This is a genomic window from Streptomyces sp. NPDC019396, assembly GCF_040632375.1.
In the GTDB taxonomy this organism is placed as follows: domain Bacteria; phylum Actinomycetota; class Actinomycetes; order Streptomycetales; family Streptomycetaceae; genus Streptomyces.
Map to the genome: position 1 here is coordinate 226,873 of NZ_JBEYBS010000004.1, position 24,971 is coordinate 251,843.

General features: G+C 70.8%; 22 protein-coding genes and 1 pseudogene. 10 read left to right on the forward strand and 13 right to left on the reverse strand.

Features of this window, described 5'->3' with window-relative positions; genetic code table 11:
• Window positions 1-165: 165 nt before the first annotated feature.
• Entirely contained in the window at window positions 166-3,207 is a 3,042-nt protein-coding gene (locus tag ABZ532_RS06495) for a BTAD domain-containing putative transcriptional regulator (protein WP_361279997.1), read from the reverse strand.
• Window positions 3,208-3,386: 179 nt separating this feature from the next.
• Between ABZ532_RS06495 and ABZ532_RS06500 the strand changes: the two genes are divergently transcribed.
• Complete coding sequence (locus ABZ532_RS06500) at window positions 3,387-4,607, forward strand: amidohydrolase family protein (RefSeq protein ID WP_361279998.1); 1,221 nt, start codon at window positions 3,387-3,389, stop codon at window positions 4,605-4,607.
• A 155-nt stretch (window positions 4,608-4,762) separates the two neighbouring features.
• Here ABZ532_RS06500 and ABZ532_RS06505 read toward each other — a convergent pair whose 3' ends face one another.
• Entirely contained in the window at window positions 4,763-5,407 is a 645-nt protein-coding gene (locus ABZ532_RS06505; protein ID WP_361279999.1) for a hypothetical protein, read from the reverse strand.
• Between the two features lie 240 nt (window positions 5,408-5,647).
• On the opposite strand from ABZ532_RS06505, the gene ABZ532_RS06510 reads away from it, so the two are divergent.
• The gene (locus ABZ532_RS06510; RefSeq protein WP_361280000.1) at window positions 5,648-6,061 is read left to right on the forward strand and encodes a PaaI family thioesterase; all 414 of its coding nucleotides are present in this window, start codon (window positions 5,648-5,650) and stop codon (window positions 6,059-6,061) included.
• Window positions 6,062-6,119: 58 nt separating this feature from the next.
• Here the strand turns inward: ABZ532_RS06510 and ABZ532_RS06515 are convergent, their stop codons facing one another.
• The 5 genes from ABZ532_RS06515 to ABZ532_RS06535 all read right to left on the reverse strand — a co-directional run bounded on the left by ABZ532_RS06515 (window position 6,120) and on the right by ABZ532_RS06535 (window position 10,773).
• Window positions 6,120-6,530 carry a hypothetical protein gene (locus ABZ532_RS06515; RefSeq protein ID WP_361280001.1) on the reverse strand — a complete coding sequence of 137 codons (411 nt, stop codon included), beginning with the start codon at window positions 6,528-6,530 and terminating at the stop codon, window positions 6,120-6,122.
• Between the two features lie 23 nt (window positions 6,531-6,553).
• On the reverse strand, window positions 6,554-6,985 hold the full coding sequence (locus tag ABZ532_RS06520) for a hypothetical protein (RefSeq protein ID WP_361280002.1): 432 nt from the start codon (window positions 6,983-6,985) through the stop codon (window positions 6,554-6,556).
• An 8-nt stretch (window positions 6,986-6,993) separates the two neighbouring features.
• Window positions 6,994-8,568 (reverse strand): peptidoglycan-binding protein, encoded by a 1,575-nt coding sequence (locus ABZ532_RS06525; protein WP_361280004.1) that lies wholly within the window; start codon window positions 8,566-8,568, stop codon window positions 6,994-6,996.
• 14 nt (window positions 8,569-8,582) lie between these two features.
• On the reverse strand, window positions 8,583-8,984 hold the full coding sequence (locus ABZ532_RS06530) for a hypothetical protein (protein ID WP_361280005.1): 402 nt from the start codon (window positions 8,982-8,984) through the stop codon (window positions 8,583-8,585).
• A gap of 253 nt (window positions 8,985-9,237) precedes the next feature.
• Window positions 9,238-10,773: a dienelactone hydrolase family protein gene (locus tag ABZ532_RS06535; RefSeq protein ID WP_361280006.1), complete on the reverse strand. Its 1,536-nt coding sequence runs from the start codon at window positions 10,771-10,773 to the stop codon at window positions 9,238-9,240.
• A gap of 99 nt (window positions 10,774-10,872) precedes the next feature.
• Here ABZ532_RS06535 and ABZ532_RS06540 point away from each other — a divergent pair, with 99 nt between their 5' ends.
• A complete protein-coding gene (locus ABZ532_RS06540) occupies window positions 10,873-11,820 on the forward strand; it encodes a MerR family transcriptional regulator (RefSeq protein WP_361280007.1) in 948 nt (315 codons plus the stop codon).
• Here the strand turns inward: ABZ532_RS06540 and ABZ532_RS06545 are convergent.
• The gene (locus ABZ532_RS06545; protein ID WP_361280008.1) at window positions 11,712-12,491 is read right to left on the reverse strand and encodes a flavin reductase family protein; all 780 of its coding nucleotides are present in this window, start codon (window positions 12,489-12,491) and stop codon (window positions 11,712-11,714) included. The two genes, ABZ532_RS06540 and ABZ532_RS06545, sit on opposite strands and share 109 nt — an antisense overlap.
• Window positions 12,492-12,666: 175 nt before the next feature.
• The gene (locus ABZ532_RS06550; protein WP_361280009.1) at window positions 12,667-13,464 is read right to left on the reverse strand and encodes an inositol monophosphatase family protein; all 798 of its coding nucleotides are present in this window, start codon (window positions 13,462-13,464) and stop codon (window positions 12,667-12,669) included.
• A gap of 162 nt (window positions 13,465-13,626) precedes the next feature.
• On the opposite strand from ABZ532_RS06550, the gene ABZ532_RS06555 reads away from it, so the two are divergent.
• The 5 genes from ABZ532_RS06555 (at window position 13,627) to ABZ532_RS06575 (ending at window position 19,937) form a co-directional block, all read left to right on the forward strand.
• Window positions 13,627-14,550, forward strand: coding sequence for an LLM class F420-dependent oxidoreductase (locus tag ABZ532_RS06555; protein WP_361280123.1), 924 nt, complete (start codon window positions 13,627-13,629; stop codon window positions 14,548-14,550).
• Between the two features lie 10 nt (window positions 14,551-14,560).
• Window positions 14,561-15,322: a glucose 1-dehydrogenase gene (locus tag ABZ532_RS06560; protein ID WP_361280010.1), complete on the forward strand. Its 762-nt coding sequence runs from the start codon at window positions 14,561-14,563 to the stop codon at window positions 15,320-15,322.
• A gap of 117 nt (window positions 15,323-15,439) precedes the next feature.
• Entirely contained in the window at window positions 15,440-16,561 is a 1,122-nt protein-coding gene (locus tag ABZ532_RS06565; protein ID WP_361280011.1) for an LLM class flavin-dependent oxidoreductase, read from the forward strand.
• Window positions 16,562-16,719: 158 nt separating this feature from the next.
• Window positions 16,720-18,459 (forward strand): D-aminoacylase, encoded by a 1,740-nt coding sequence (locus ABZ532_RS06570; RefSeq protein ID WP_361280012.1) that lies wholly within the window; start codon window positions 16,720-16,722, stop codon window positions 18,457-18,459.
• Window positions 18,456-19,937 carry an aldehyde dehydrogenase family protein gene (locus tag ABZ532_RS06575; RefSeq protein ID WP_361280013.1) on the forward strand — a complete coding sequence of 494 codons (1,482 nt, stop codon included), beginning with the start codon at window positions 18,456-18,458 and terminating at the stop codon, window positions 19,935-19,937. The genes ABZ532_RS06570 and ABZ532_RS06575 overlap by 4 nt, the downstream gene beginning before the upstream one ends.
• 163 nt (window positions 19,938-20,100) lie before the next feature.
• Here ABZ532_RS06575 and ABZ532_RS06580 read toward each other — a convergent pair whose 3' ends face one another.
• The 4 genes and pseudogenes from ABZ532_RS06580 to ABZ532_RS06595 all read right to left on the reverse strand — a co-directional run bounded on the left by ABZ532_RS06580 (window position 20,101) and on the right by ABZ532_RS06595 (window position 22,396).
• Window positions 20,101-20,619: a DUF1990 domain-containing protein gene (locus ABZ532_RS06580; protein WP_361280014.1), complete on the reverse strand. Its 519-nt coding sequence runs from the start codon at window positions 20,617-20,619 to the stop codon at window positions 20,101-20,103.
• A 75-nt stretch (window positions 20,620-20,694) separates the two neighbouring features.
• Window positions 20,695-20,901, reverse strand: a pseudogene (locus ABZ532_RS06585) (M4 family metallopeptidase); the annotation flags it as partial.
• A gap of 148 nt (window positions 20,902-21,049) precedes the next feature.
• Complete coding sequence (locus ABZ532_RS06590) at window positions 21,050-21,622, reverse strand: Uma2 family endonuclease (RefSeq protein WP_361280124.1); 573 nt, start codon at window positions 21,620-21,622, stop codon at window positions 21,050-21,052.
• A gap of 33 nt (window positions 21,623-21,655) precedes the next feature.
• The gene (locus ABZ532_RS06595) at window positions 21,656-22,396 is read right to left on the reverse strand and encodes a DUF6215 domain-containing protein (RefSeq protein WP_361280015.1); all 741 of its coding nucleotides are present in this window, start codon (window positions 22,394-22,396) and stop codon (window positions 21,656-21,658) included.
• A 206-nt stretch (window positions 22,397-22,602) separates the two neighbouring features.
• On the opposite strand from ABZ532_RS06595, the gene ABZ532_RS06600 reads away from it, so the two are divergent.
• Both ABZ532_RS06600 and ABZ532_RS06605 read left to right on the forward strand, forming a co-directional pair.
• Window positions 22,603-24,165 carry a serine/threonine-protein kinase gene (locus ABZ532_RS06600; protein WP_361280016.1) on the forward strand — a complete coding sequence of 521 codons (1,563 nt, stop codon included), beginning with the start codon at window positions 22,603-22,605 and terminating at the stop codon, window positions 24,163-24,165.
• Between the two features lie 70 nt (window positions 24,166-24,235).
• Window positions 24,236-24,910, forward strand: a complete 675-nt coding sequence (locus tag ABZ532_RS06605; protein ID WP_361280018.1) for a hypothetical protein — start codon at window positions 24,236-24,238, stop codon at window positions 24,908-24,910.
• Window positions 24,911-24,971 lie beyond the last annotated feature (61 nt).

Below are 24,971 nucleotides of genomic sequence, written 5' to 3' on the forward strand. Positions count from 1 at the left end.
GCCCGCTCAGCAACTCCCCCGAGGGTCGCCGAACGGGCGTGACCTGAATCGCTCACCTTAGCGATGAGCCCCGACAGTCCGCCCGCCCCCGGTGTACCCGGACCGCCCACTTGAGAGTGTCGGATGGACATAAACAAACGCTGAACGCGCCTGTCAGCAGCAGACTCAGGCGGCTGCGAGGGGAGTCAGCAGGCGCCGGACGTCCTCGGCCTCCGCGGCTCCCAGTTGCTCGTACAGACTGAGTGACTCGCGCCAGCATGCCCGGGCGCGGTCCGTCTGCCCGAGCGCGTCGAGAGCGCTGCCCAGTACCTTCAGGACGTTGCCCCTCATCTTCTCACCACCGATACATCCTGTGGCCAGGGCTTGTTCGGCGTGTTGCGCGGCTTGTCCGGGTCGCCTGTCCTGAAGGTGGGCCAAGGCGATGCGGTAGTGGGTTGTTCCCTCCCACAGGCGCTGGCGGTCCTGCTTGAACGTGTGCAGGGCCTCTGCCAGCACCTTGAGGGCTTCCGAGGGCTGGGTTCCGGTGAGGGCCACCCCCAGGGCGTAGTGGCCGTTGGCGAGCCGAAGTGTGCTTCCCATGCGGGCGTAGACCTCGATCCCCTGGCGGGCGTAGTCCACCGCGCTCTTGGTGCGGCCGGTGATCTCGTGCAGGCGCGAAAGGTTGCACAGGGCGCTTGCCTCGCCCGGCAGGTTCCCGTCGGCGGAGGAGCCCGCCATGGCCTGGATCAGGTGCTCCTCCGCCTCCGCGTGCCTGCCCTGGTTCAGGGCGATGATCCCGCGGTCGTTGTCCGCCCAGTACACCGGTGCGGTGTCCCCCGTCCGCACGGCCAGTGCCCTTGCGCTGCGGGCTTCCTCGTCGGCCTCGGCGTACCGCCCGGCGACCAGGTGGACGTTGGTGAGGGCGGTGCGTGCGCGGCCCTCGGCGTGGGGGTCGCCCGCCGTCCCGGCCGCGTCGCGGGCGGCGAGCACGATGGCGGCGTACTGCTTGGAGTTGGCACCGGACTCGCCCAGGTCCTTCGTGGCCCAGAGCAGATCCACCGCGCGTCGCAGCCGCCCACCCGCCAGCGACTGGCGTGCACATGCCAGCAAGCAATTCGCCTCGGCGTACAACCAGTCCAGCGCTTCCTGCCGTTCGGTGAACGAGAGGCCCTCGTACGTCGTCGTCGCCAGATGCGCCACCAGCCGTTCGCCCGGCCGCTCAAGCGCGAACACCCCTGCCGCTGTGGCCAGGTAGAAGTCCATCAGGCGCGACAGTGCCGCCTCCTGTCCCTCCGCCGGCCGCTCGTCCCGCTCCGCGCACGCACGCGCGTAGAGCCGCACCAGATCGTGGAAGCGGTAGCGCCCGGGCGCCGCCGACTCCACCAGCGAGGTGTCGACAAGGGCCTCCAGCAGATCCTCCGACTCGTGCGGCGGCAGATCGAGGACGGCGGCGGCGGCGGCGAGCGAGATGTCCGGGCCGTCGGCGAGGCCCAGCAGGCGGAAGGCGCGGGCCTGGGCGGGCTCGAGCTGGCCGTAGCCGAGTTCGAAGGTGGCCTTGACCGCGAGGTCGCCCGCCTGGAGTTCGTCCAGGCGGCGGCGCTCGTCGGCGAGCTTGGCCGCGAGCACCGAGACCGTCCAGGTGCGGCGGGCGGCGAGACGGGAAGCGGCGATACGGATCGCGAGCGGCAGGAAGCCGCAGGCGGCGACCACATCGAGTGCCGCTTCGCGCTCGGCGCAGACCCGCTCTTCACCCACGATCCGGGTGAAGAGCTGGAGTGCCTCCTCCGGCGACATCACATCCAGGTCCACCAGGTGTGCCCCCGCAAGGTCGACCATGCGGATGCGGCTGGTCACCAGGGCCGCGCAGCCCGCGGTGCCCGGCAGCAGCGGGCGGACCTGGGCCGCGTCGCGGGCGTTGTCCAGCAGGACGAGCACGCGGCGGCCGTCGAGTGTGGAGCGGTAGAGCGCCGCCCGCTCGTCCAGCGTGTCGGGGATCGCCGTGTCGGCCGTGCCGAGCGCCCGCAGGAACGCCCCGAGCACCGCCTCCGGTTCGGCGGACCGGTGCCCGGCGCCCTGGAGATCGACGTAGAGCTGACCGTCCGGGAACTGGGGTCGCGCGGCGTGCGCCACGTGCACGGCCAGCGTGGTCTTCCCGACGCCGCCGATGCCCGCGAGCGCGGACACCGCCATCACCGACCCCGCCAGCAACGAGCCTTCGGAGGTGCCGAGTTGCTCGCTCAGTTCCCGTACGAGGGCGGCTCGTCCGGTGAAGTCGGGTACGGTCGCCGGCAGCTGGGCGGGCTTGAGGAATCCAGTGGTGCCCGGATGTGAGTCCTGTGCGGGGCAGGCCAGGTCCTCGTCCGCCTGGAGGATCCGCTGTTGGAGCCTGGAGAGTTCGGGTCGGGGATCGACGCCCAGCTCATCGGCGAGCAGTCGCCGGGTGTCCGCGTACACCGCCAGCGCCTCCGCCTGCCGTCCGCTGCGGTACAGCGCCAGCATCAGCAGCTCGCGCAGACGCTCCCGCAGCGGGTGCGCGGCCGTCAGGGCGGTCAGCTCGGACACCGCCTCCGCGTGGTGGCCGGCATCCAGATCCATCTCCAGCCGTGCCTCGAGGAGTTGCAGCCGCCACTCCTCCAGGCGCACCCGCTGGGACTCGGCGTAGGGCCCGGGCACGGAGGCGAGTGCCTCACCGTCCCACATGCCCAGCACCTTGCTGGTCAGCGCCCGGGCCTGGGCGCGGTCGCCGCCTTCGCGCGCCTTCTCGGCCTCGGCGACCAGCTCCTGGGCGATATGGAGGTCGAGCGCCTCGGGTGGGGTGCGGATGGCGTAGCCGCCGGACTCGCTGACCAGCGCGCCGGGTCCCAGTGCCTTGCGCAGCCGGGAGGCGTAGGTGCGTACGGCCGCGAGTGCCTGCGAGGGCGGCTCGTCGCCCCAGATCGCGTCGATCAGCTCGGCCGCCGTGGCCATGCGCCCCTCGCGCATCAGCAGCGCGGCGAGCACGGCACGCTGCTGCGGTGAACCGGAGGGGAGGGCCTGGCCTTCGCCCCAGGCGCGTACGGGTCCGAGCACGCTGAAGCGCAGACCGCTGTCACCGCCGCTGCCGCCGCCCGCTTGAACCGGAGCAACGTGCTCCGGAACGTCCTGCTCTGGCACACCCGCCTGCTGCGCGGAGGACCTGTCCCCTCGGTCCATAGCTGCTCCCTGCTCGTACCGCTTCATGCCGTTCATGCCGCCGGTCCCGCCGGTGTCGCCCCAAGACAGTCTGCCTTGTGCGGGCCGCCTCGTCAGCAAGGGGTGACCCGCCGCACAGTTCCGTGGCAATAGCGGTACCGACTCGAAACCCCGCAGCGTGCACGGCAGGGAAAAGAGTGCTGACGCATCGTCAGATAGACGCTACCGTGAACCGTATGGAGAACTTCCCGAAGATCATCTCGGTCGACGATCACACGGTGGAGCCCCCACATGTCTGGCGGGACCGGCTGCCGTCGAAGTACCAGGACGCCGGTCCGCGCGTCGTCCGCGCCCCTCTGAAGGAAATGACCTTCCTCGGCGGCAAGTTCGCCCCGGTCATGGGCGCTCCCGGGGACGACGGCCCGATCGGTGACTGGTGGGTGTACGAGGACCTGCACCGCCCGCTCACCCGGCTCGACACCGCCGTCGGCCACGACAGGGACGAGATCAGGCTGGAGGTCATCACCTACGACCAGATGCGGCCCGGTTCGTTCTCCGTGCCCGACCGGCTGGCCGACATGGACGTCAACCATGTCCAGTCCGCGCTCTGCTTCCCCACCTTCCCGCGATTCTGCGGCCAGACCTTCACCGAGGCCAGGGACCGCGAGCTGGGGCTGCTCGGAGTGCGGGCGTACAACGACTGGATGGTGGAGGAGTGGTGCGGTCCTGACGCCTGCGGCCGGCTGATCCCGCTCACCCTCATCCCGCTCTGGGACGCCGGACTCGCCGCGGCCGAGGTCCGCCGCAACGCGGCCCGCGGGGTGCGCGCGGTGGCGTTCTCCGAGATACCTCCGCACCTGGGGCTGCCGTCCGTCCACACCGACGAATGGGACCCCTTCCTCGCCGCCTGCGACGAGACCGGCACGGTCATCGCGATGCACATCGGCTCCTCATCGAGGATGCCCTCCACCTCGGCCGACGCCCCGCCCGCCGTCGGCTCCACCATCACCTTCGCCAACTGCTGCTTCTCGATGGTCGACTGGCTGATGAGCGGCAAGTTCGAGCGCTTTCCGAACCTCAGGATCATGTACGCGGAGGGCCAGATCGGCTGGATCCCCTACGTCCTGGAGCGCGCCGACGTGGTGTGGGAGGAGAACCGCGGGTGGGGCGGCGTCGCCGGCAAGGTGCTGCGGCCGCCGTCGGAGCTGTTCGCCGAGCACGTGTACGGCTGCTTCTTCGACGACGCCTTCGGGCTGCGGAATCTGGACGCCATCGGCGCCGGCAACGTGCTGTACGAGACGGACTACCCGCACTCGGACTCGACCTGGCCCAAGTCGCGGGAGGTCGGCGAAGCGCAGATGGGGCACCTGGCGGCGGATGTGGTGGAGCGGATCGTACGGGGCAACGCGATCGAACTGCTGGGGCTCACCCCCGAGGGGCTGTGGCCGGGCGCGTGACGCCGCGCGGAGCCGCGCCCGCCCCCGCTGCTGTCCCGGGACCCTTCAGGGGCGAGTCCTGGGCGGCGGCGGGGGGCGGCGGGGGTGGTGTGGTGCTGCTGTCAGTCTATGTCAGGGGCATGACAGTCATCCCTCACGGGCGAACCGGTCCGGGCTCAGGAGGCCTTGAACGTCCAGACGTACGGCTTGTTGCTGTCCTCGTCGGACGCCCAGTGCACGGCCACTTCCTTCGACCCCTTGGGGATCATGTACGTCTGGCAGATGACGTGGCTCTGGCCCTTGCCCCAGTTCTCGATGTCACTGTCCGACTCACAGCCGGGCGCGTCCTCCGAGGCACCGATGAGGATGCTGCCGCGGTTGCCGTCGGCGTAGACCTCGACGTTGTCGCCGACATCGGGGTAGGAGGCCACCGTGCCGCCGCCCTCGTTCGTGTACTTCACGTACGCGACGGCGGGCACGAAGCCCTTGGCCTTCGCGGGGTCCGAGACGAGCTTCTTGGTGTCCTCCTCCGTGCCGATGTTCACCTTCTGCGCGGCGACGGAGTACGTGATGGAGCCGTCGTCCTCCTTGAAGGCGGCCTTCGCGCTCTCGCCCGCGCCCAGTTGGAGGTCGTCGGACCCGCCGTCCTCCAACTCGCCCGTGCTGCCCTTGGCGGGAGCACTGCTCTTGCCCGGGCCGGCGGACTCCTTGCCGGTGCCGGCCGCGTCGTCACCACCGTTGCAGGCGGTCAGCGCCAGGGCCAGGACGGCAACGGGCGCGGCGGCGCGCACCCATGGGTTCTTCCTGTACTTCCCGTTCATCACTTTCAATTCCCTTGCAGTACGACTTGGTTGCGCAAATTCGGTTATGCGAATCCGCGCGACCGACCGTATCCCGAGGCGAAGACCGCGCTCCCTTCGGGGCCCGTCGGTGTCCTGTATGAGGGCGGCTTGTGCGTTGCAGGCAGGTTTGGTGCCGCATCGGCGCCCGGGTGCCGTATCGGTGGGGCGACACGCGGGTGCCCCGTACCCATGGGCGCTCCGACCCGGCACCATCGGCGTATGACGCTCTCGCTCGCCGCAGCAGACAAGGTCCTGTCCGACAACTTCGCCCCGTGGGTGCTCGACCTCGGTCTCTCCGTGGCCGAGACGGGGGAGCGCCATGCCGTGCTGCGCCTGCCGTGGTCCGACCGGCTCGCCCGGGAGGGCGGGGCGCTCAGCGGCCAGGCCCTGATGGCGGCGGCCGACACGGCGACGGTGATCGCCGTGTCCTCGGCGCGTGGCGGCTTCGTACCGATGACGACGGTCCAGCAGTCGACCACCTTCCAGCGGGCGGTGACGGACGCGGATGTGCTGGTCGAGGCCCGTATCTCCAAGCTGGGGAAGCGGATGGCGTTCGTGGAGATCACGATGACGGCGGAGGGCGAGGAGGAGCCGGCCGCCCGTGCGTCGACGGTGTACGCGCTGCTCGGCTGACCGGAGGCCGGACCGGTCGTCCGGATCAGACAGGACCAGGCCGGACCGGGCACCTGGATCAGGCCGGACCGGGCCCCGCCGGCACGGCCCGGCTGCCGCGGCGCAGGCCGATGAGGTCGGCCACCGTGTCCAGCCAACGTGCCGCGCGGGCTTCGGCATCCGGTGCCCCGCCGACCTGCGCGGCGGCCTCCAGCCAGTCCCGCAGGCATGCGGACGCGGACCCTGACGGCAGGGGTTCGGCCAGCCCGGCGGCGTACGTGAGGCCCCCGGCCCGGACGATCTTCGCGACGTACCTCACCGAGCGCGGCAGCACGCCGAGCCGGTCGAGGGTGACGGCGGCGGCGATCGCACCGTCTCCGAAGAGCATGGTGCGGAAGGCGTCGCGGCTGAGGCCGTGGCGCAGCAGCACCTCGATATCGGTGTCGGCGAGCATCTCGTCGTCGGTGCGCGGGGAGGGGTCGTGGCTCATCGTCGTTTCCGTTCCGGTCCGGCTCAGCGGACGGTGATCGTGTAGACGTAGTAGGCGGCGTCGTGGTCCGAGTCCGTCGGTGTGCCGGTGGCCGTCGGGACCGGCGATGCCGCGACCTCCTCGGCGCTGCTGCAACGGCCGTAGGGGCAGAACAGCAGCTTCACCGTCGTCTTCCCGGGCGAGAGCGCGGTGAAGTCGAAGAGCTCGGATCCGTCTCTGTCGGAGACGTCGCGCTCGCGGTTGCCCCGGTACTCCAGGACCTCCGGGTCCGGCGCCGGGTCCGCCAGGTACCAGTTCTGGCCGAGAGGCGCCCAGGCTGGGACATCCAGCGAGAACTTCTCACCGCTCTCGACCGTGATGGTCCGCTCGTCGGTCTCGTACTCGGCGTCGCCGCAGCCGGTGAGGGCGAGAAGCAGGACGGCCAGCACGGGCACCGTACGCAGGGAAGACCGCATCGACATCCTCAGTCCCGCTCGATGTAGACGGTGTCGAGATCGCCGCCGTGGCCCTTGGAGTAGCGCTCGTTGGTGGCCGCGCTCAGATCGCCCTTGATGAAGTCGTCCTCACTCACCCACGCCGTGGTTCCCCAGGGGTTGTAGACCTGGAGCATCCCGTCCTCCTGCCCGACGATCACCAGGCTGTGGCCGACCCAGTCGCCGTCCTCGTCCTTGCGGGAGACGTTGATGGGGACGGGCTTGCCCTCGGCCACGGACTTCTCGATGTCGGGCAGCACATCGCGCCGGTCGTCGGCGCCGTCCATGTCCTGCGTGTCGTACTTGTCGCCGGTGTGCGGGCCGATCTCGTTGTTCGAGATCTTCTCCTGCCCGTCGGAGTCCATGCCGGCCATCTGGCGGTCCCACCACCAGCCTTCGTAGTCGCCGTCGCCCTCCTCGTACATCCGGAGCTGCTCGTCGCGCAGGCGCTCGAGGAAGCGATCGGGGTCGTCGTCCTTGCCGTCGGGGCCGCCGGTGAGTTCGAGGGCGTAGACCGGGTCGACCAGCGCCCGCGCAGTGACCGTCGAGGACGGTACGCAGGTGGGACCGTCCTGGTCCCAGAGCTTGTCGCCGTACTTGTGCTCCTCCTTCCCCTTCTGCCCCGGGGGCATGCCGGTGCTGATCGGCGTCAGGTGCTGCTGGAGCCACCCCGGGTCCTTGCCGTGGATCTTCCCGCCGAACTCCTCGACCTCGCCGATGCCGTAGCCCGCGGCGAGGGCCTTCATGAGGTACGCCTTCTCCTGCGGGGTGGATGCGCTCACCAGGAGGATTTCCATCCGCGTTTGGTCGGCGGTGGAGAGCTTCTCCATGGCGCGGCCCGCACGTTCGAGGTCGTTGGCGGTGAGGATCTCGTTCATTTCGCTGTAGCCGGGGTTGCTGGTGTCGGCCAGTGCGAGGCGGTCGGCGGCGGTGAGCTCGTCGGTATCCATCTGGCCGGCGCGGGCCTCGGCGGCCATCTTGTTCAGGTCACGGGACGCGATGCGGGCGGCTTCGTCGGCTTCGGCGGCTGCCTCGTGCAGCGCGTCGACGCCGACCGAGGCCAGCGAGCGTGCCCGCAGCCGGACCTCCTCCTCGCCGTCGTCCTCGTGCCAGTCGTCGAAGAAGCCGTCCCTGCCGCCCAGCAGAGTGCGGGCGTCACGCAGCATGCTGCGGCCGTTGCCGTCCTTCGTCTGCGCGGTCTCCAGCGCGTCGGACAGCGCGATGAGGGCCTTGCCGCCGCACTGGAACGCCTCGATCATCTGGCGGGCGTCGCCGGCGGCGGCGCTCACCACGTCGGAGGCGAGCACACTCGTGTCGCCGACCCAGACCTGCGGCAGTCCCTTGCGGGCGACGCCGTCGATCCGGTCGCCCACCTTGTCGGCCTCGTCGGTCTGGCCGGTGTAGCGCTTGCCCAGGGACTCGATCACCTTCGGGTCGCCGACCGGTGCCGAGACGGCGAGGGCGTCCTGGATCGCGTCGATCAGATCGTTCTTGCTGCCGGCCGAGGAGATGCGCCCGCGCAGGCCGTTGAGCTTCTGCCTGCGGTCGTTGGTGGATTCCGTCATGGACGTAGGACCCGTCAGTAGCTGCCCAGCGCCGACGGGCGCTGTGCGTAGACCGGCATGGTGCTGATGCCCTCGTCGGACTTCCCGGCCGCGTCGCCCCGCTCGCCCGCCGAGTCGACGGCGATGGAGCTGGTTCCCCTGCGCACGTCGATGTCGGGGTCGCGGTACGCCTGGCTGGAGAGGCGGATCTTGTCCGCGAGTTCGTGCAGGGCCGCTTCGAGGACCTTGGTCTCGGCTTCCCAGGCGGCCGAGAACGCCTCGAACGCGGGTCCGGTGTCGCAGCCGCCCAGGGTGTCCTGCGGGTAGCACATGGCGTTGGTGATGGCCTTGCGGATCTTGCCCACGTCGTCGCCGGACCCGTCCAGTTCGCCGGCCTGTCCTGACATGCCCTTGTGCCCGACCTGGTAGCCGTCCACGGCTCTTTCCCCCGTCTCCTGCGGTCTGACCGAACGCAATTCCCGCGCGGGGAAGTCGCGCCCAGGTCACAACCGTCAGGAAGTTAGCAGATGACCGCCATGGACATGCCTGGCACCACAGGTCTTCCACATGGCCCCCGTGCGGGCGCCACCCGGCGTCGAGTGTCGTGCCCACAGCGACAGCCGAAGGCGCGCTGCGGCACTCCGCCGCCGTCGGTGAACCGCGGTACTACGCGATGACACCCGATCGCGCTCACTCCCGCAGCCGCCCGAGCACGGACCGCACCGCACGCTCCACCGCCTCGCGTGCCTCGGAGGTGTGGTCGATCGTCTCGAAGGCGTGATGCGCGTGGGGCACGTCGATGATCTCGACGTCTGCCCCGCACTCCCCGGCGGCGATCAGGAACTCGTCGACCGTCGACGCGAGCTGCGGCCAGTCCTGCCCCACCCGGGTGAGCACGATCGGCGGCGACGGCCGTCGCGCCTCGGCGATGGTGCGGGCTGGGTTGAATCGCGTGTCGGCGAGCCCCCAGTTGGGCAGCGGCGCGAGCGCCGGATAGGTCGCGGCCAGGCACCGCAACCACGGCGGCGGCGCCGCAAGCCAGTCCGCCGCCAGCAGCCCGCCCGCCGAGAAGAACCACAACGCGACACGGTCGCCGTCCACCCGCGGATCGTCGCGTACGAGTGCGACGGCCTCGGCGACGTCATCGGCAGCCCGCGCGTAGTCCCCGAGGCTGTGCAACCGGTGTTCCACGGTCGCACCGACCGCGCCCGAGCCCGCGACGTACCGGCCGTAGCCGGTGAAGGCCGGCCAGTCGCGGGGCGCGGGCCGTGCCTCGGCGGGGACCGGGCCGCCGTGGACGAACACAACAGCGGGGCGCGGCCCTTCGGCTCCGGTGCCGTCGTCGGGCAGGTACAGATCGACGCGCCCCGTGCGCTCGCGTCGCCGCTCGGGCACATCCATCAGGAACGGCTTCAGATGTGCGGGCTGCTCGCTCGTCACGGCGTCCGACAGCCGGTGACCCTCGCCGGCAGCGGACCGCATGAGCACCTGGGCCAGTTCGGCGGGACACGAGAGCATCGGCCAATGCCCGGTACCGAGTTCGAAGAGAGTGACCTGCTGGTCGACGAGTCCCTTCAGGCGAGGGTCCCCGAGTCGCACCATCGCCTCGACCATCTCGATGCCCGGCCCGTTGGCCGTGCACAGCACTCCCGTCGTCGGTAGGCCGCCGAACCCGTCCCCGTCCGGCAGGAGGAGCGGCTGGGTGAGGGTCGCCCGTGGCTGTGGCGCCGCCCGCTCGTGCAACAGCGCCAACACGTCCGCCGGTACCCCGTCCACACTGCCCAGGCGGTGCCACTCGCCCGCCTCAGGCGGGCGGACCCGCCAGTCGTCCGGACCCGGCCCGCCCCTGCCCGACAGGCTCTCCCGCAGTGCCTGATCCGCCAGCAGCGCCAGGGCCGGTTCACCGTGCCGGGCCGGGGGAGCGTCGATACAGACGACCCGCACGACCCGCCGGGGGCGCCGCGCCGCCGCGCCCACCGCGGCGGCGACACCCCCGCCATGCCCGACGACCACCAACTCGGCTTCCTCCGCCCGGTCGACGATCCGCAGCACATCCTCGATGTGTGTCTCCAGGTCTGTGCCGGGCCCGGCCGATTCGCGCCGCTCTCCGAGCCCGGTGAGCGTCACCGGATACGCGCCCGCCCCTGCTGCCCCCAGCCGCTCGGCCACGTCCTGCCAGATCCAGCCGCCGGTGTGGATCTCCGGCACCAGAACGAACCCCGTCATGAACGCCTCCTCATACGCGCAGGTCCGGCGCGGCCGTACCCCCGTGGCCGGCCGCGCTCGCGGGTACCGTAGGAACTCCCCCTGAGGGAGGTTCAAGCCATGGCACCGGATCGCCCCGTGAACCCCGATGCGCCGGACGGCATGTGGAGCATCGGCGAGCTCGCCCAGCACGCGGGCGTCACCGTCAAGACCGTCCGCTTCTACACGGACCGGGGCCTGCTGCCCGAGACCGCCCGGAGTACCGGAGGTCATCGCCGCTACGGCCCGGGGGCCCTCGACCGGCTCCGTCTGATCCGCTCGCTGCGCACCCTGGACCTGCCGGTCCCTGAGGTGGGCCGGGTCCTGGAGCATGAGGCCGCCCTGGAGGACGTCATTGCAGGCCAGTTGGCGGAGATCGGCCCACGGCTGGCCGCCCTGCGCTGGCGCGAGGCCGCCCTGCATCTCCTGCGGGACTGCACCGCCGAGGAGCGCGCCGAGCGGCTCCGCCTGGTCGGCGCCGTGTCCGCGCCGCCCACCACGGCCGCGCTGGCGCGGTTCTGGCGTGGCGTGCTGCCCCCCAGGCTCCCGGCCCGGCTGGTCTCGGCCATCCTCGACGGAGCCGTCCCGCAGCTTCCGTCCGACCCGACGCCGTCCCAGGTGCTGACCTTCGCCCGGATGCACGCCCTCGCCACCGGCCCCCGCCCCGTCACCGACTTCTGCCGCCCCGTCCCGCGCCAGCCCGACCGCAACTGCCGCCCGGCCGTGCTCTATGAGGGCCTGGGGGAGGCGTACGACCTGGTCGTGGCGGACGTACGGGCCGGGAGGCCCCCAGCCGCCGGCGACGCGCTCGACGCCTATGTCTGCGCGTACGCCGCGTCACGCGGCATGCACGACACTCCTGAGTTCCGTCGCCAGCTCAGTCACCTTCTGGACCGGATCGCGGACCCGGTGATCGCCCGCTACTGGAACCTCGCCGCCGAACTGTCCGACCCCGCCGACCCGACCTTCGGCGCCGCCGACGACTGGCTCCGCGCGGCGCTGGACGCCGAGGTCGCCGCGGCTGCCTGAACCGCCGGGTAGTCCGGGCTTGAGGTCACGGCTCGGACGGCCGCCGGCCGGCGCGGGTGCGGCATCTCCCACCCCTGGGCAAGCCTCGACGAGTGCATGTGCTGCGCACCGCCGAAGAACTCGCAGAACTTCATGATCAGCGGATCCCATCCGTGCGGGTCCACGTAGGACGTTCCGGGGATGACCAGTTCCTCCTCGACATGGGCCCGGAGGACCTCCACCTGGAAGGCGGTGGCATGTGGAGCGGGACTGCCGAAGGGATGGGCCGAGACGACCCGGCACTCCAGCTGGACCGGGCATTCCGCGACCCTGGGCGCCCGGACCAGCTCCGCTGCCTGCTCGGTCAGCCGGGCGGCGGAGAACTTGTCGGGCTCGTACCGGTAGCCCTGCTTCGCCTTGTGGTCCGGAACCACCGGCTTGCCGGTGGTGAGTGCGATCCGGTCAACGGCACCGACCATGGCCGACGAGGGCAGGTTGAGCACGCATTCGCGCTCCCGCAGCAGGTTCGCCGTGGTCTGGGCGCTGTCGCCGAGACCGAGCATGCATGACTGGCCCAACCACCACGCGGAGGACATCGGCGCCAGGTTCGGCGTGCCGTCCTCGTTGAGTGAACTGATCAGCACCACCGGGGTCCCGAAGTAGAGGACTTTGAGCCCAGGGACGACATGCATGCGCTGCGCCTTTCGCCGAGTGCCGGACGGACGGACCCGCGATCAGGAATGCGAGCCACCACTCACTCTCCTGGGAGCGGGACCGTCAGCGCTGGCACGAACGCGACATGACGCTTCGGCCGAGCCGGCCGATCAGCGGTCACGTACCGGGTGTCCGAACGGAGCCGGCCCCGGCCTACTGCCGGCCTCGGATGACCGACATCAACCGCCCATGGGAGTCCGCGTCCGCGGCCACCACGAGTCCGCGTCCCGTCGCCCCGATCGGGCCACCGTCGACCCCGGTGACGACGCAGCCCGCGGCCCGGCACAGCGCGATACCGGCGGCGAAGTGCACGCTCCCCGACAGATCGCCGCCGTCGGTCACGTATGCGGCCCGCTTGCCGGCCGCGACCCAGGCCAGCGCCAGCGTCGTCGAGACGACCCGGGGCCGGAAGCGCCCCACGAACTCCTCGTCGGCCAGCATGTCCACGGCCCGGAATCCGGGCGCGTTCGGGAACGGCGGATCCAGGTTCACGTCCACCAACCGGGTCGCGGCCGTGGGCGCGAGCCGTGTGTCGCCGCCGTCGCCGCGCACCCACGCGGTCTCGCCGTCGGTGAAGAAGACCTCTCCACTGAACGGGTCCGCCACCGCCGCCGCCCCGCCGCGCAGCGCCACGTTGACGGCCACCAGCATGTTGCCGACGGCGTAGTTCAGCGTGCCGCACAGCGGGTCGACCAGCCACCGCCGCACCGCACCGGAGGCCCCCTGCTGTCCGCCCTCCTCGCCGAGCACCGCGTCGCCGGGCCGGGCGGCACGGATGACCTCGAGGATCGCCCGTTCCGCCGCCACGTCGGCGGTGGTGGCGAAGTCCCCCGCGCCCTTGTCGATGCGGTCGAGCCGCCGGCCGTACATGGCACGCACCATGTCCGCCCCGGCACGTACGGCCGCCACGGCCACTGCGGTGTCGTCAGGTTCCCCGTATGGATCGATCATGGTGTGCACGCTATCCGTGCGCACCCGCGGCCGTCTGCCTTCCGCTCCGCGATCGCGCACACCCCCCTTGCCCGTCGGGGCGCCAGCCAAGACCATGGTGACCCATCGAATATGACGGTGCGTCAGTTCAGGATTCCGTCATCCGCGGCGAAGGGACCGGTCATGGTGGTCTACGGGATGCAGCTCCCAGTCCAGTCGCAGAGCACCATCTACGCGGAGACCTGGGAGGTCTCCGCAAGCCCGGGCGACCTCGTCGCGATCGCCCGTGCCGCTGACCGTGCCGGGTTCGACTACATCGCGAGCTGCGACCACGTCGCCATCCCGCGAAGGCTCGCCGGGGCCATGTCCACCGTCTGGTACGACCCGGTCGCCACGCTCTCCTTCCTCGCCGCCGCCACCGAGCGGGTGCGGCTGCTCAGTCATGTGGCCGTCGTCGGGCTGCGGCATCCGCTGCTGACCGCCAAGCAGTACGCGACGCTGGACCACCTCTCATCCGGGCGGCTGATCCTCGGGGTCGGCGCGGGGCACGTGCGGGAGGAGTTCGAGGTGCTGGGCGTCGATTTCGAGCGGCGTGGTGCCGTGCTCGACGAGACGATCGGTGCGCTCAGGGCCGCCCTCGGGCCCGAGGAGTTCCCCAGCTTCAGGGGCGAACACCTCGCTTTCGACGGGCTCGGGCAGCAGCCCCGGCCCGCCCAGTCCGAGATACCGCTCTGGGTCGGCGGCTCGTCGCCCGCCGCCGTGCGCCGCGCCGCGCTCAAGGGAGACGGCTGGCTGCCGCAGGGGGATCCGCGTGACCGGCTGCCCGCGCAGATCGCGAGGATCCGGGAGCTGCGCGCGGAGGCGGGGATCGGGCGGCCCATCGTCATCGGCGCGATCACCGAGCCGCTGTACGTGGGCGACGCGGCCTGGGAGGTCGGGCGCCGCACCCTGACCGGGAAGCCGGAGGCCGTCGCCGAGTCGCTGCGTGCGTACGGCGCGATGGGCGTGGACCAGATCCAGGTGCGGTTCCGCAGCCGGAGCCGCAGCGAACTCATTGACCAGATGGCGGCGTTCTCCGCCGAAGTGGCGCCACACCTCGATGTATAGGAGTACGGGTATGGGGAAGCTGGACGGACGCGTCGTGCTCATCACCGGCGCCGCGCGCGGCCAGGGCGAGCAGGAGGCCCGGCTGTTCGCCGCCGAGGGGGCGAAGGTGGTACTCGCCGACGTCCTGGACGACCAGGGCGAGGCGCTCGCCAAGGAGCTCGGTGAGAGCGTCGCCCGCTATGTGCGTCTGGACGTCGGCCGGGAGGACGACTGGGCCGGCGCCGTCGCCGCCGCCCGGGAGGCCTTCGGGCGGATCGACGGCCTCGTCAACAACGCGGGCATCCTGCGTTTCAACGAGCTGGTGAGCACACCGCTGGAGGAGTTCCAGCAGATCATCCAGGTCAACCAGATAGGCGCGTTCCTCGGCATCAAGTCCGTAGCGCCCGAGATCGAGGCGGCCGGTGGCGGCACGATCGTGAACACCGCCTCGTACACCGCGCTCACCGGTATGCACTGCGTGGGGGCGTACGCGGCGACCAAGCACGCCATCCTCGGGCTGACGCGGGTCGCGGCGATGGAGCTCGCGGCCAAGCGGATCCGCGTCAACGCCGTGTGCCCTGGGGCGGTGGACACCCCGATGAGCAACCCGGGGGGCGCGGACGCGGCGGCGCTCGACGCGGTGTACCGGAAGCTGGTGCCGCTGGGGCGGGTCGGGCAGCCCGAGGAGGTGGCCAGGCTGGCGCTGTTCCTGACCAGCGAGGACTCCTCGTACATCACCGGGCAGCCGTTCGTCATCGACGGGGGCTGGCTGGCCGGGGTGAACCTGTTCTGACGCATCGTCAGGTATTGACGCGCCAGGGGCTCGGTGGAACAGTCGGGGGCATCCAGAACTGACGGAGTGTCAGAAACAACGCCCCAGACACGCGGGCACGGGACGGTGGTGGGTTCCATGGAGTTCGGACTGTTCGTACAGGGATACCTCGGCAAGCGCGCCGAGACCGACCCGCTCGCCGAGCACAAGGCGCTGATGGAGGAGACCGAGTACGTCATCCAGGCCGACAAGTCCGGCTTCAAGTACGCCTGGGCCTCCGAGCACCACTTCCTGGAGGAGTACTCGCACCTCTCCGCCAACGACGTGTTCCTCGGCTACCTCGCCCACGCCACGGAGCGAATCCACCTCGGCTCCGGGATCTTCAACCCGCTCGCGCCCGTCAACCACCCCGTGAAGGTCGCCGAGAAGGTCGCCATGCTCGACCATCTCTCCGAAGGCCGATTCGAGTTCGGCTCCGGTCGTGGCGCTGGTTCCCACGAGATCCTCGGCTTCATGCCGGGCATCACCGACATGAACCACACCAAGGAGATCTGGGAAGAGACCATCGCCGAGTTCCCCAAGATGTGGCTCCGGGACGAGTACCCCGGATTCCAGGGCAAACACTGGTCCCTGCCGCCGCGCAAGGTGCTCCCCAAGCCGTACGGAAAGTCCCATCCCGCGATGTGGTACGCGGCCGGGTCGCCGTCCTCGTACGCCATGGCGGGCCAGAAGGGCCTCGGGGTGCTCGGCTTCAGCGTGCAGAAGGTCTCCGACATGGAGTGGGTCGTCGAGTCGTACAAGACGGCGGTCAAGGACGCCCGTCCGGTGGGCGGTTTCGTCAACGACAACGTCATGGTGACCTCCACGGCGATCTGCGCGGAGACCCACGACAAGGCGGTCGAGATCGCGGTCGGCGGCGGGCTCAACTACCTCCAGTCCCTGCTCTTCCGCTACCACGACACCTTCCCGCGCCCCGAGGGCATCCCCGAGTGGCCCGAGCTGCTGCCCGAGTACAGCGCCGAGATCATCGAACTCCTCATCGCCGAGGAGCTGATGATCTGCGGCGACCCGGACGAGGTGCTCGCCCAGTGCAAGCGCTGGGACCAGGCGGGAGCCGACCAGCTGTCGTTCGGGCTGCCCATCGGCATCTCTTACGAGGACACGATGACGTCGATCAAGCTGATCGGCGAGCACGTCATCCCGAAGATCGACACCGACCCCGTGCACCGCACGACCCGCCTCCGCGAAGCAGCCGCCTGACAGGGAGCACTCCCTGTGGAGACCGCGGGCGGTGGCTTCCCGGACCGCCACCCGCATCCGGCCCGGCCGGAGGGCAACGCGGTCGCGGCCGGCCGCGACGCCCTCCGGCCGGGCCACATCCACAAGACCCCACGAGGCATGCCAGAAGGGACGCGGTCATGCTCGACCACCTGATCAGGGGAGCCACCGTCGTCGACGGGACCGGCGCCCCCGCCTACACCGCGGACGTCGGCATACGAGACGGCCGCATCGCCGTCATCGCCGAACCGGGCAGCCTCACCGAGGAGACCGGGACCAGCGAGGACGCGACCGGGCTCGTCCTCACCCCCGGCTTCGTCGACCCGCACACCCACTACGACGCCCAGCTCTTCTGGGACCCGTACGCCACCCCCTCCATGAACCACGGTGTGACCACCGTCGCGGGCGGCAACTGCGGATTCACCCTCGCCCCGCTCAACCCCGAGCGCCCCGAAGACGCCGACTACACACGCCGGATGATGTCCAGGGTCGAGGGCATGTCCCTGGTCGCGCTCGAACAAGGCGCACCCTGGAACTGGCACACCTTCGGTGAGTACCTCGACGCGCTCGAAGGCCGCATCGCCGTCAACGCCGGCTTCATGGTGGGCCACTGCGCGCTGCGCCGCCACGTGATGGGTCCGGACGCGACGGGCGGGCAGCCGAGCCCCGCCCAACTCGGCGCCATGCTCCGGCTTTTCCACGAGGCGATGGACGCGGGCGCCTGGGGCCTCTCCACCACGCAGTCGTCCACCCACTCCGACGGCGACGGCCACCCCGTCGCCTCCCGCCACGCCGGGCCCGCCGAGCTGCTCGCACTCGCGCGTGCCGTCGCCGACCACGAGGGCACCCAGCTCGAAGCGATCGTGGCGGGCTGCCTCGACCAGTTCGACGACGACGAGATCGACCTGTTCGTGGAGATGAGCGCCGCCGCGGGCCGCCCGCTCAACTGGAACGTGCTCACCATCGACGCCGCCGTACCCGAGCGGGTGCCGCGCCAGCTCCTGCCGAGCGAACGCGCACGCAAGGCGGGCGGCCGGATCGTCGCGCTCACCATGCCGATCCTCACGCCCATGAACATGTCGCTCGGCACCTTCTGCGCCCTCAACCTCATCCCCGGCTGGGGCGAGATCCTCGGCCTGCCCGTACCCGAGCGGATCGCGAAACTCCGCGACCCCGGCGTACGGGCGGAAATGCTGCGCCGCGCCTCCTCCAAGGAGGCCGGGGTCTTCCGCCGCCTCGCCCACTTCGAGCGTTACGTCATCGGCGACACGTACTCCCCGGAGAACGCGGGACTCACCGGCCGGGTGGTGCGCGACATCGCCGCGGAGCGCGGCCAGGACGCCTTCCAGTGCCTGGTCGAGATCTGCGCCAACGACGAACTTCGCACCGTGCTGTGGCCCATGCCGTCCGACAACGACCAGGCGTCGTGGGCGCTGCGCGCCGAGACCTGGCAGCACGAGGACGTCATGCTCGGCGGGTCCGACGCGGGCGCACACCTGGACCGGATGTGCGGAGCCCCCTACACCACCCGCTTCCTCGGCGACTGCCTGCGCGGGCGGAAACTCCTCCCGCTGGAGCAGGCCGTGAAGATGCTCACCGACGATCCAGCGCAGCTCTTCGGCCTGCGTGAACGCGGCCGGATCACCGAAGGCCACCACGCCGACCTGGTGCTCTTCGACCCGCAGCGGATCGACGCCGGCCCCGCCACCCTCGTCCACGACCTGCCTGGCGACAGCCCCCGCCTCGACTCACGGGCCGTCGGCATCGTGTCCGTACGCGTCAACGGCGTCGAGACCATCCGCGACGACCGGGTGACCGGCGCGATCCCCGGCAAGGTGCTGCGCTCGGGCCGTGACACGAGGACGGTGAGCACCCGGTGAACACCCGTGGCAACGCCCAGCGGCTGTACGTCGGCGGCGAGTGGACCGAGCCGGACGGCGGTCACTACGAGGTGATCGACCCGGCCACCGAGGAGGTCGTCGGCCTCGCCCCCGAGGCGAGCCGCGACCAGGTGTACGAGGCGACGGCAGCGGCCCGGGCGGCCTTCGAGCCCTGGTCCCGTACACCGCCCGAGCAGCGTGCGGCGATCCTCGACCGGGCCGCCGACATGATCCAGCGCGAGTTCGACGCCTACGCGGAACTCGCCCGCGCCGAGACCGGCGCCACGACCGGAACGGCCCGCGGAATGCAGGTCGCGGTGGGGGTGTCCCGCTTCCGCCGGTACGCCAAGGGCGCTCTTGAACCCGTCGAACAGGGCCTGCCCCCACAGATCAACGAGGCCGGCCCGATGGGCAGGGCGGGGATCTTCGGCGCACTCGCCGCCCGCCGCCCGGTCGGTGTGGTCACCTGCATCACCTCGTACAACAACCCCTGGGCCAACCCTGCGGGCAAGGTCGCCCCCGCCCTGGCCATGGGCAACACGGTCGTGGTGAAGCCGGCGCCGCAGGATCCGCTGTCCGTCTACCGGATGGCGGAAGCCCTGGCCGAGGCCCTCGAGGAGGCGGGCGCCCCGCCCGGAGTCGTGAACGTGGTGAGCGGCTCCCGGACGGAGGTCGGCGAGGCGGGCGTCGACTCGCCGGACGTCGACATGGTCAGCTTCACCGGCTCCACATCCGTCGGCCGGCGCATCGGCGAGGTGTGCGGACGCGGCATGAAGCGGCAGCTGATGGAACTGGGCGGCAAGGGTGCGGCGCTGGTCTTCGACGACGCCGACCTGGACGCGGCGGTCATGGGCATCGGCACCACCTTCTCGTTCTACAGCGGCCAGATCTGCACCGCGCCGACCCGGGTGATCGCCCAGCGCGCCGTCCACGACCGTCTGATCGAGAAGCTCACGGCCTACATGGGCTACCTGAAGCTCGGCGATCCGGCCGCCCCCGGCACGGTGGTCGGCCCGTTGATCTCCGCCGCCCACCGCGACCGGGTCGAGTCCTACGTCGAACTCGGCAGGAAGGAAGGCGCCCGTCTGGTCGCGGGAGGCGAACGCCCCGGCCTCGCCAAGGGCTTCTACGTGACCCCGGCGCTGTTCGCTGACTGCACCAGCGAGATGCGGATCGTACGCGAGGAGATCTTCGGCCCGGTGGTGGTCGTGGTCCCCTTCGACGACGAGGAGGAGGGTGTCGCGCTGGCCAACGACAGCGACTACGGCCTGATCGACTACGTCTGGTCCGGCGACGCGGCACGCGCCTTCCGGGTGGCCCGGCGGCTGCGGGCCGGTGGCGTCGGGATCAACACGATCGGGCGGAACATGGAGGCGCCGTTCGGCGGCTTCAAGATGAGCGGGGTGGGCAGGGACGTGGGCTCGTACGCGCTGCACGCGTACAGCGAGACGCAGGCGATCGTCTGGCCGGGCGGCTGAGGGGGTCCCACTCGCGCTCGTGCCGTCGCTGCTCCTCCTGCCGCGGCTGGGAACAGGCCCTGTCCGGTCGATCGTCCCGGGCAGCGCGAGGACAGCTGCGGCGTGCGGCGCCCCCGGGCATTCGGCGCTGCGGCCCGATCCGCGAAGACCGCCCGTACGGTGCCTACTCCGCGGCCGACTCGCAGAGCTTGCGCAGAACGGACCCGCACCTGCGTGCGTACGCGTGCTGGAGCCCGCGCGTCGCCAGTCCGCCCGCGCGGGCGTACCACTTCTGGGCGCGGCTGAACGCGGCCACGGTCAGCCAGACCGTGCCGTCGCCCGTGCGGTCGACCATGTAGGCCTCCTCGCCGCACTCGGGGTGGCCCGCGAGGGTGCCGGAGGCCCAGCCGGCGCGGCGGGGTTCCTCGACCGTCCACACGACGCGGCAGGGAGCCTTGATCAGGCCGCCGAGAGTGACGGTGACATCCACGCCGGGGGCCGCGCGGTCGGCGGTGGCGTCTATGCCGACGCCCATGGCGCGGTGCAGTTCCCAGGTGAGCACCGCTTCGGCCGCCAGGCGGAACACCTCCATGCCCTCGCCGAGTCGGGTGCGTCCGTACATCGGGTGGAAGCCGGGTGGGCAGAAGGCCAGGTCGTCGCGAGTCGCGCCGACGGGTTCGTAGGTGAAGAGTGCCTGGGGCATGGGTCACAAGAGTAGGGCGATACCCGGGGCACCTGGGTCCCGGGTATCGCCGTGTTCACAGCTGCCGCACGGCGGTCAGCTGACGTTGACCGCCGACCAGGCCGCGGCCACCGCCTTGTACTCCGTGCTGCCGGAGCCGTACAGGGTGGACGCCGCCGACAGGGTGCCGGTGCGGGCCGACTTGTGGTTGGTGCTCGACGTGAAGTACGTCGTCAGCGCCTTGTACCAGATCTGAAGGGCCTTGTCCCGGCCGATGCCGCTGACCGTGGAGCCGTCCGTTGGCCGATTACGGCGTGGCGCTGACGGTGCGGGTTGCAGTCATTTGTCCATGGAGTGAGACGAGTCAACGGGGTCGAGGCGTGCGTGATGCTCGCCGCCGCCCCGTGACCCTGGCGCGCGGACCCGCACGGCCCGTCAGCGGCGGGGAAGTTCAGCGGTAGCGGACGAGACCGCTGGTGTCGAAGGTCCAGCGCCCGGCCGGCACGGTGTCTCCGAAGACATACGGGACGGAGGAGCGGTATCTCAGCCCGTCGGGACCCTGCTTGGGCGCCGAGTGGACGGCGAGGGTGCCGTCCCGGGGGTCCACGACGACGTAGAGGGGGACACCCATCCGGGGGTAGTCCTCCAGCTTGGTGACGAGGTCGTTCTTCGGGTTGCTCTTCGACACGATCTCGATGACGAGCAGCACGGCGCGCGGGTCGACGGATTCGGCCTGCGGGTCGATGTCCTCCGTCGGGAACGCCATCAGATCGGGGACCTTCTTCAGGCCGGTGGCCGGATCGGTCATATCGGTGTCGTTGACGGCGGAGATGCCCGGGGTCTGCTCTCTGATCTGGTCCCGAAAAGCGTCCACATTGGTGGTGTGGGGCAGATTCGGGCTCATCATCACGAGCTTGACTTCCCCGTCCGTCGTTTCGACCTTCCAGCCCTTCTCAAGCTGTTCGGCGTATGCGGAGAGGTGCTCGACCACCTCGTGCATGCGCCGAATCTGGTCGGGGGTCATGTCGTTCACCGCGTCCTCCAGGGGCTCCCGGGCTCAGCGTAGCGGCCCCTCCGCGTCCCAGCCCGGGATCGTCGGCAGCACCGTTTCGGCGACGCGGAGGAGTGTCGCGTCATCGGGCACCGAGCCGTCGGTGCGCCACAGGGTGACGTCGAAGGAGCCGCCGCCGTCCTTCGCGTCCTGGGCGACGGTGAGAGTGCGGGCGGGGAGACTGGGACTTCCGCCGCCTCCGCTGCTTCCGCCACTTCCGCCACTTCCGCCGAGATTGAAGCTGATTTTTATGGTCTGGGTCGAATAGAGGACCGCCGGGCGGCCCAGAAACGTCCTGTGCTGGGCGGCGTTCCGCAGAAAGTCACTGGACCCGGCCACCGGCTCGCCGTCGTAGGTGGCTGACAGATTCACGGAATACGTCGCGAACTCGACCTGGCCTTCGGGAATGGCGATCTTCCCGACGGCGCTGTCGCTCCCGTTCGCCTTCGTCGGGGATTCCCCCGGCGTGCCCAGCAGTGCGGCGAGATCGGGCCGGTTCAGCGTCTCGCAGAGTTCCGCCCCGGAAACACGCGAAGACGCCTTCTCGGGCTCCTCGGGCCTCTCGGGCAGGCAGGTGCCGGGCGACCGCGCGGGGGCGCTGTCCGCGGACGACGCCTGCTGGGACAGGAACAGGGCGCCGGTGAGCGCGCCCACCACGACCAAGGCCGCTATGGCCTGTCCCCACCCGTTCGCGGTCGCTTCCTTCGTGCCCGGTCTTTGCCCGGGCACGCCGTTTTCCCCTGCCATGTCCCCCACCTGCCGTGATCCCCCCATAAATGCCCGGGTGACCCTAGCCTGTGGACATCCTGTGGACAAGGGAAAATCGGCGCTATTGCGGCGGGGCCCCGGACTGCCCCGCGCGCACAGGCTTGCCCCTGTGATGATCACGCGTGCGAGAATGCCAAGTCGCCCTAGGTGACTGTTGATTCGTGTGACGCGGACGGGGGCGGTCGATGGAGGCGCTGGACGCGCAGGACCCGCGCGCGGTGGGTGGCTACCGCGTACTGGGGCGGCTCGGTGAAGGCGGCATGGGCCGGGTCTACTTCGCGCGCAACGCGGGTGGGCGGTCCGTCGCACTCAAGCTGATCCACACCGACATGGCGGCGGTACCCGGCTTCCGTGACCGCTTCCGGCGCGAGGTGGAGGCCGTGCGGAGCGCTGCCGGGGCGGGCACGGTGCCGGTGGTCGACGCCGGGGTGGACGAGCTGCATCCCTGGTACGCGTCGGAGTACGTGCCGGGCCCCTCGCTCCAGCACGCCGTGGACAGCTACGGGCCGTTGCCGGCCGACGCCTTGTGGCGGTTCGCCGCCGATCTCGCCGAGACCCTGGAGCACGTCCACGGAAAGGGCCTCGTCCACCGCGATCTCAAGCCCTCCAACGTGCTGCTCGCGACCGCGCGCCCCCGGCTCATCGACTTCGGCATCGTGCACGTGGCTCTGGACACGGCACTGACCGTCAGCGGCGCCCGTATCGGGACCCCTGCCTACATGTCGCCCGAGCAGGCGTACGGCGAGCGGGTCACGGCCGCCAGCGACATCTACAGCTACGGGCTGACGCTGGCCTTCGCGGCCAGCGGGCAGGTCCCGCACCGGGGCACGCTGGTCGGGCAGCTCCCCGATGTGGACCGGGCGCTGCTCACACTGATCCAGCACTGCCTCGACCCGGACCCCGACCGCAGGCCAACCGGCGCCCAACTCGCCGTCCGGACACGAGCGCAGGACTCGACGGCCGACACCTGGCTGCCCGCTCCGGTGGCGTTCCTCATCGCCCGGACCTCCGAGGAACTGCTCAACCTGGAGGCACGGGACGACCGCGATGCGCGGTCGGCGCACCACGGGACTCCGCCCCGTACCGAGGCGGACCCGAAGGCCGAGCGCGCGGGCTTCCATGACGCACGCACCCAGGGGCCTACGCAAGGCCCTCCGCCACCGCGCACCCCGCCGCCGTCGACCTCGCCCCGCACCCCTCCGCCGCACACCGGCCCACCCACCCCTGCGGGTTCGCAGGGCGGACAGGGCTGGCGGGGCAAGGTCCCCCAGCCCGAACCCGGCCCCTGGATCCACGAAGGCATCCTCGGCCGGCCGCTCATCGGGCTGGCCTGGCTCGTCCCCCTCGGGCTCAGCGCCTTCCTGGCCGCGCTGACCCTGCCCACCTTCCTGACCTGGGTGCGGCTGCTCGGGGTGTCCGGTCTCGTCGGTGCGGCCGTCTGGCTGACGACGGAGCGCAGCTGGCAGAACCGGGCGAGGTGGTTCGCGCAGAACCAGGCCTACTGGCTGACGCTGGGTTTCTTCACCGTCCTGGGCTTCTTCTCGGCCAGCGGGTTCAGCGATGACGTGTCCACCACCGCCTATCTCAAGGAAGGCCGCACGACGACCTTCCTTGAAAACGCGGCAGGGGCCGTGATCGGACTCCTGAACATTCCCGTCCTCTTCGGCATGCTCGCCCTGATCTATGTGGTCCCGAGCGTCATCGGGCGGTGGATGCGGCAGAGCAAGGAAGAGGAGCCCTTGTCGTGAGCCGTCCGACGGACCACCCACCAGCTGTGCCCGGCGCCCCGCCGAGGCCGCACACCCCAAGGAACCGCGTATGAGCGACCCGTCAGCCCGCACCGACCACAGCAGTGCCCAGGACCCCCTGCGCGGCGTGTACCTGCGGCTGGTCGCCGAGGAATCGATACCCGAGGAGGCACGAGGGCAGTTCAGCTACCTGCGACCGCTGGCCACGGACCTCCTGGCGGGTTTCGTCCTCGACACCCCTGACAACGTCCGCGTCCTCAGCGACGCCGACGTGGCCCTCGTCGAGCGGGACACCCTCGCGGCCGCCGCGCGTGCCAACTTGCTCAGCGAGCCGGTCGACTACGACAACTTCGAGCTCCCCGGTGGCGCGGTCCTCCACATCCTCGGCCACCCGGAGTCGGTGTTCGCGGCCAGCAAGGTGCTCGTCTTCGACGAGGCGGTGCGGGCAGGCGGCGGCCCCGGGATACCGGACGAGGGTGCGCTGCTGGTCGTCCCGAACCGGCACAACCTCGCCTTCTACCCGCTCACCGACAGACACGTGCCCGAGGCCGTCAACGCCTTGGCACAGTTCGGGCAGGGCGCCTACGAAGACGGCCCCGGACGCCTCTCCCCCCGGGTCTTCTGGTGGCGCGCCGGCACCCTGACATCGATCACGCACTTCGACCAGGAGAGCGGGACGATGAGCATCTCCCCGCCCGACGAACTCATGACGATCATGCGTCGCCTGGTCGGCGACGCCGGCTGAGGCGCGCCCGCACACCTGGGCCCACCGCGGCACGTGATGTGGTCCGCAGTGCTCCGGACCC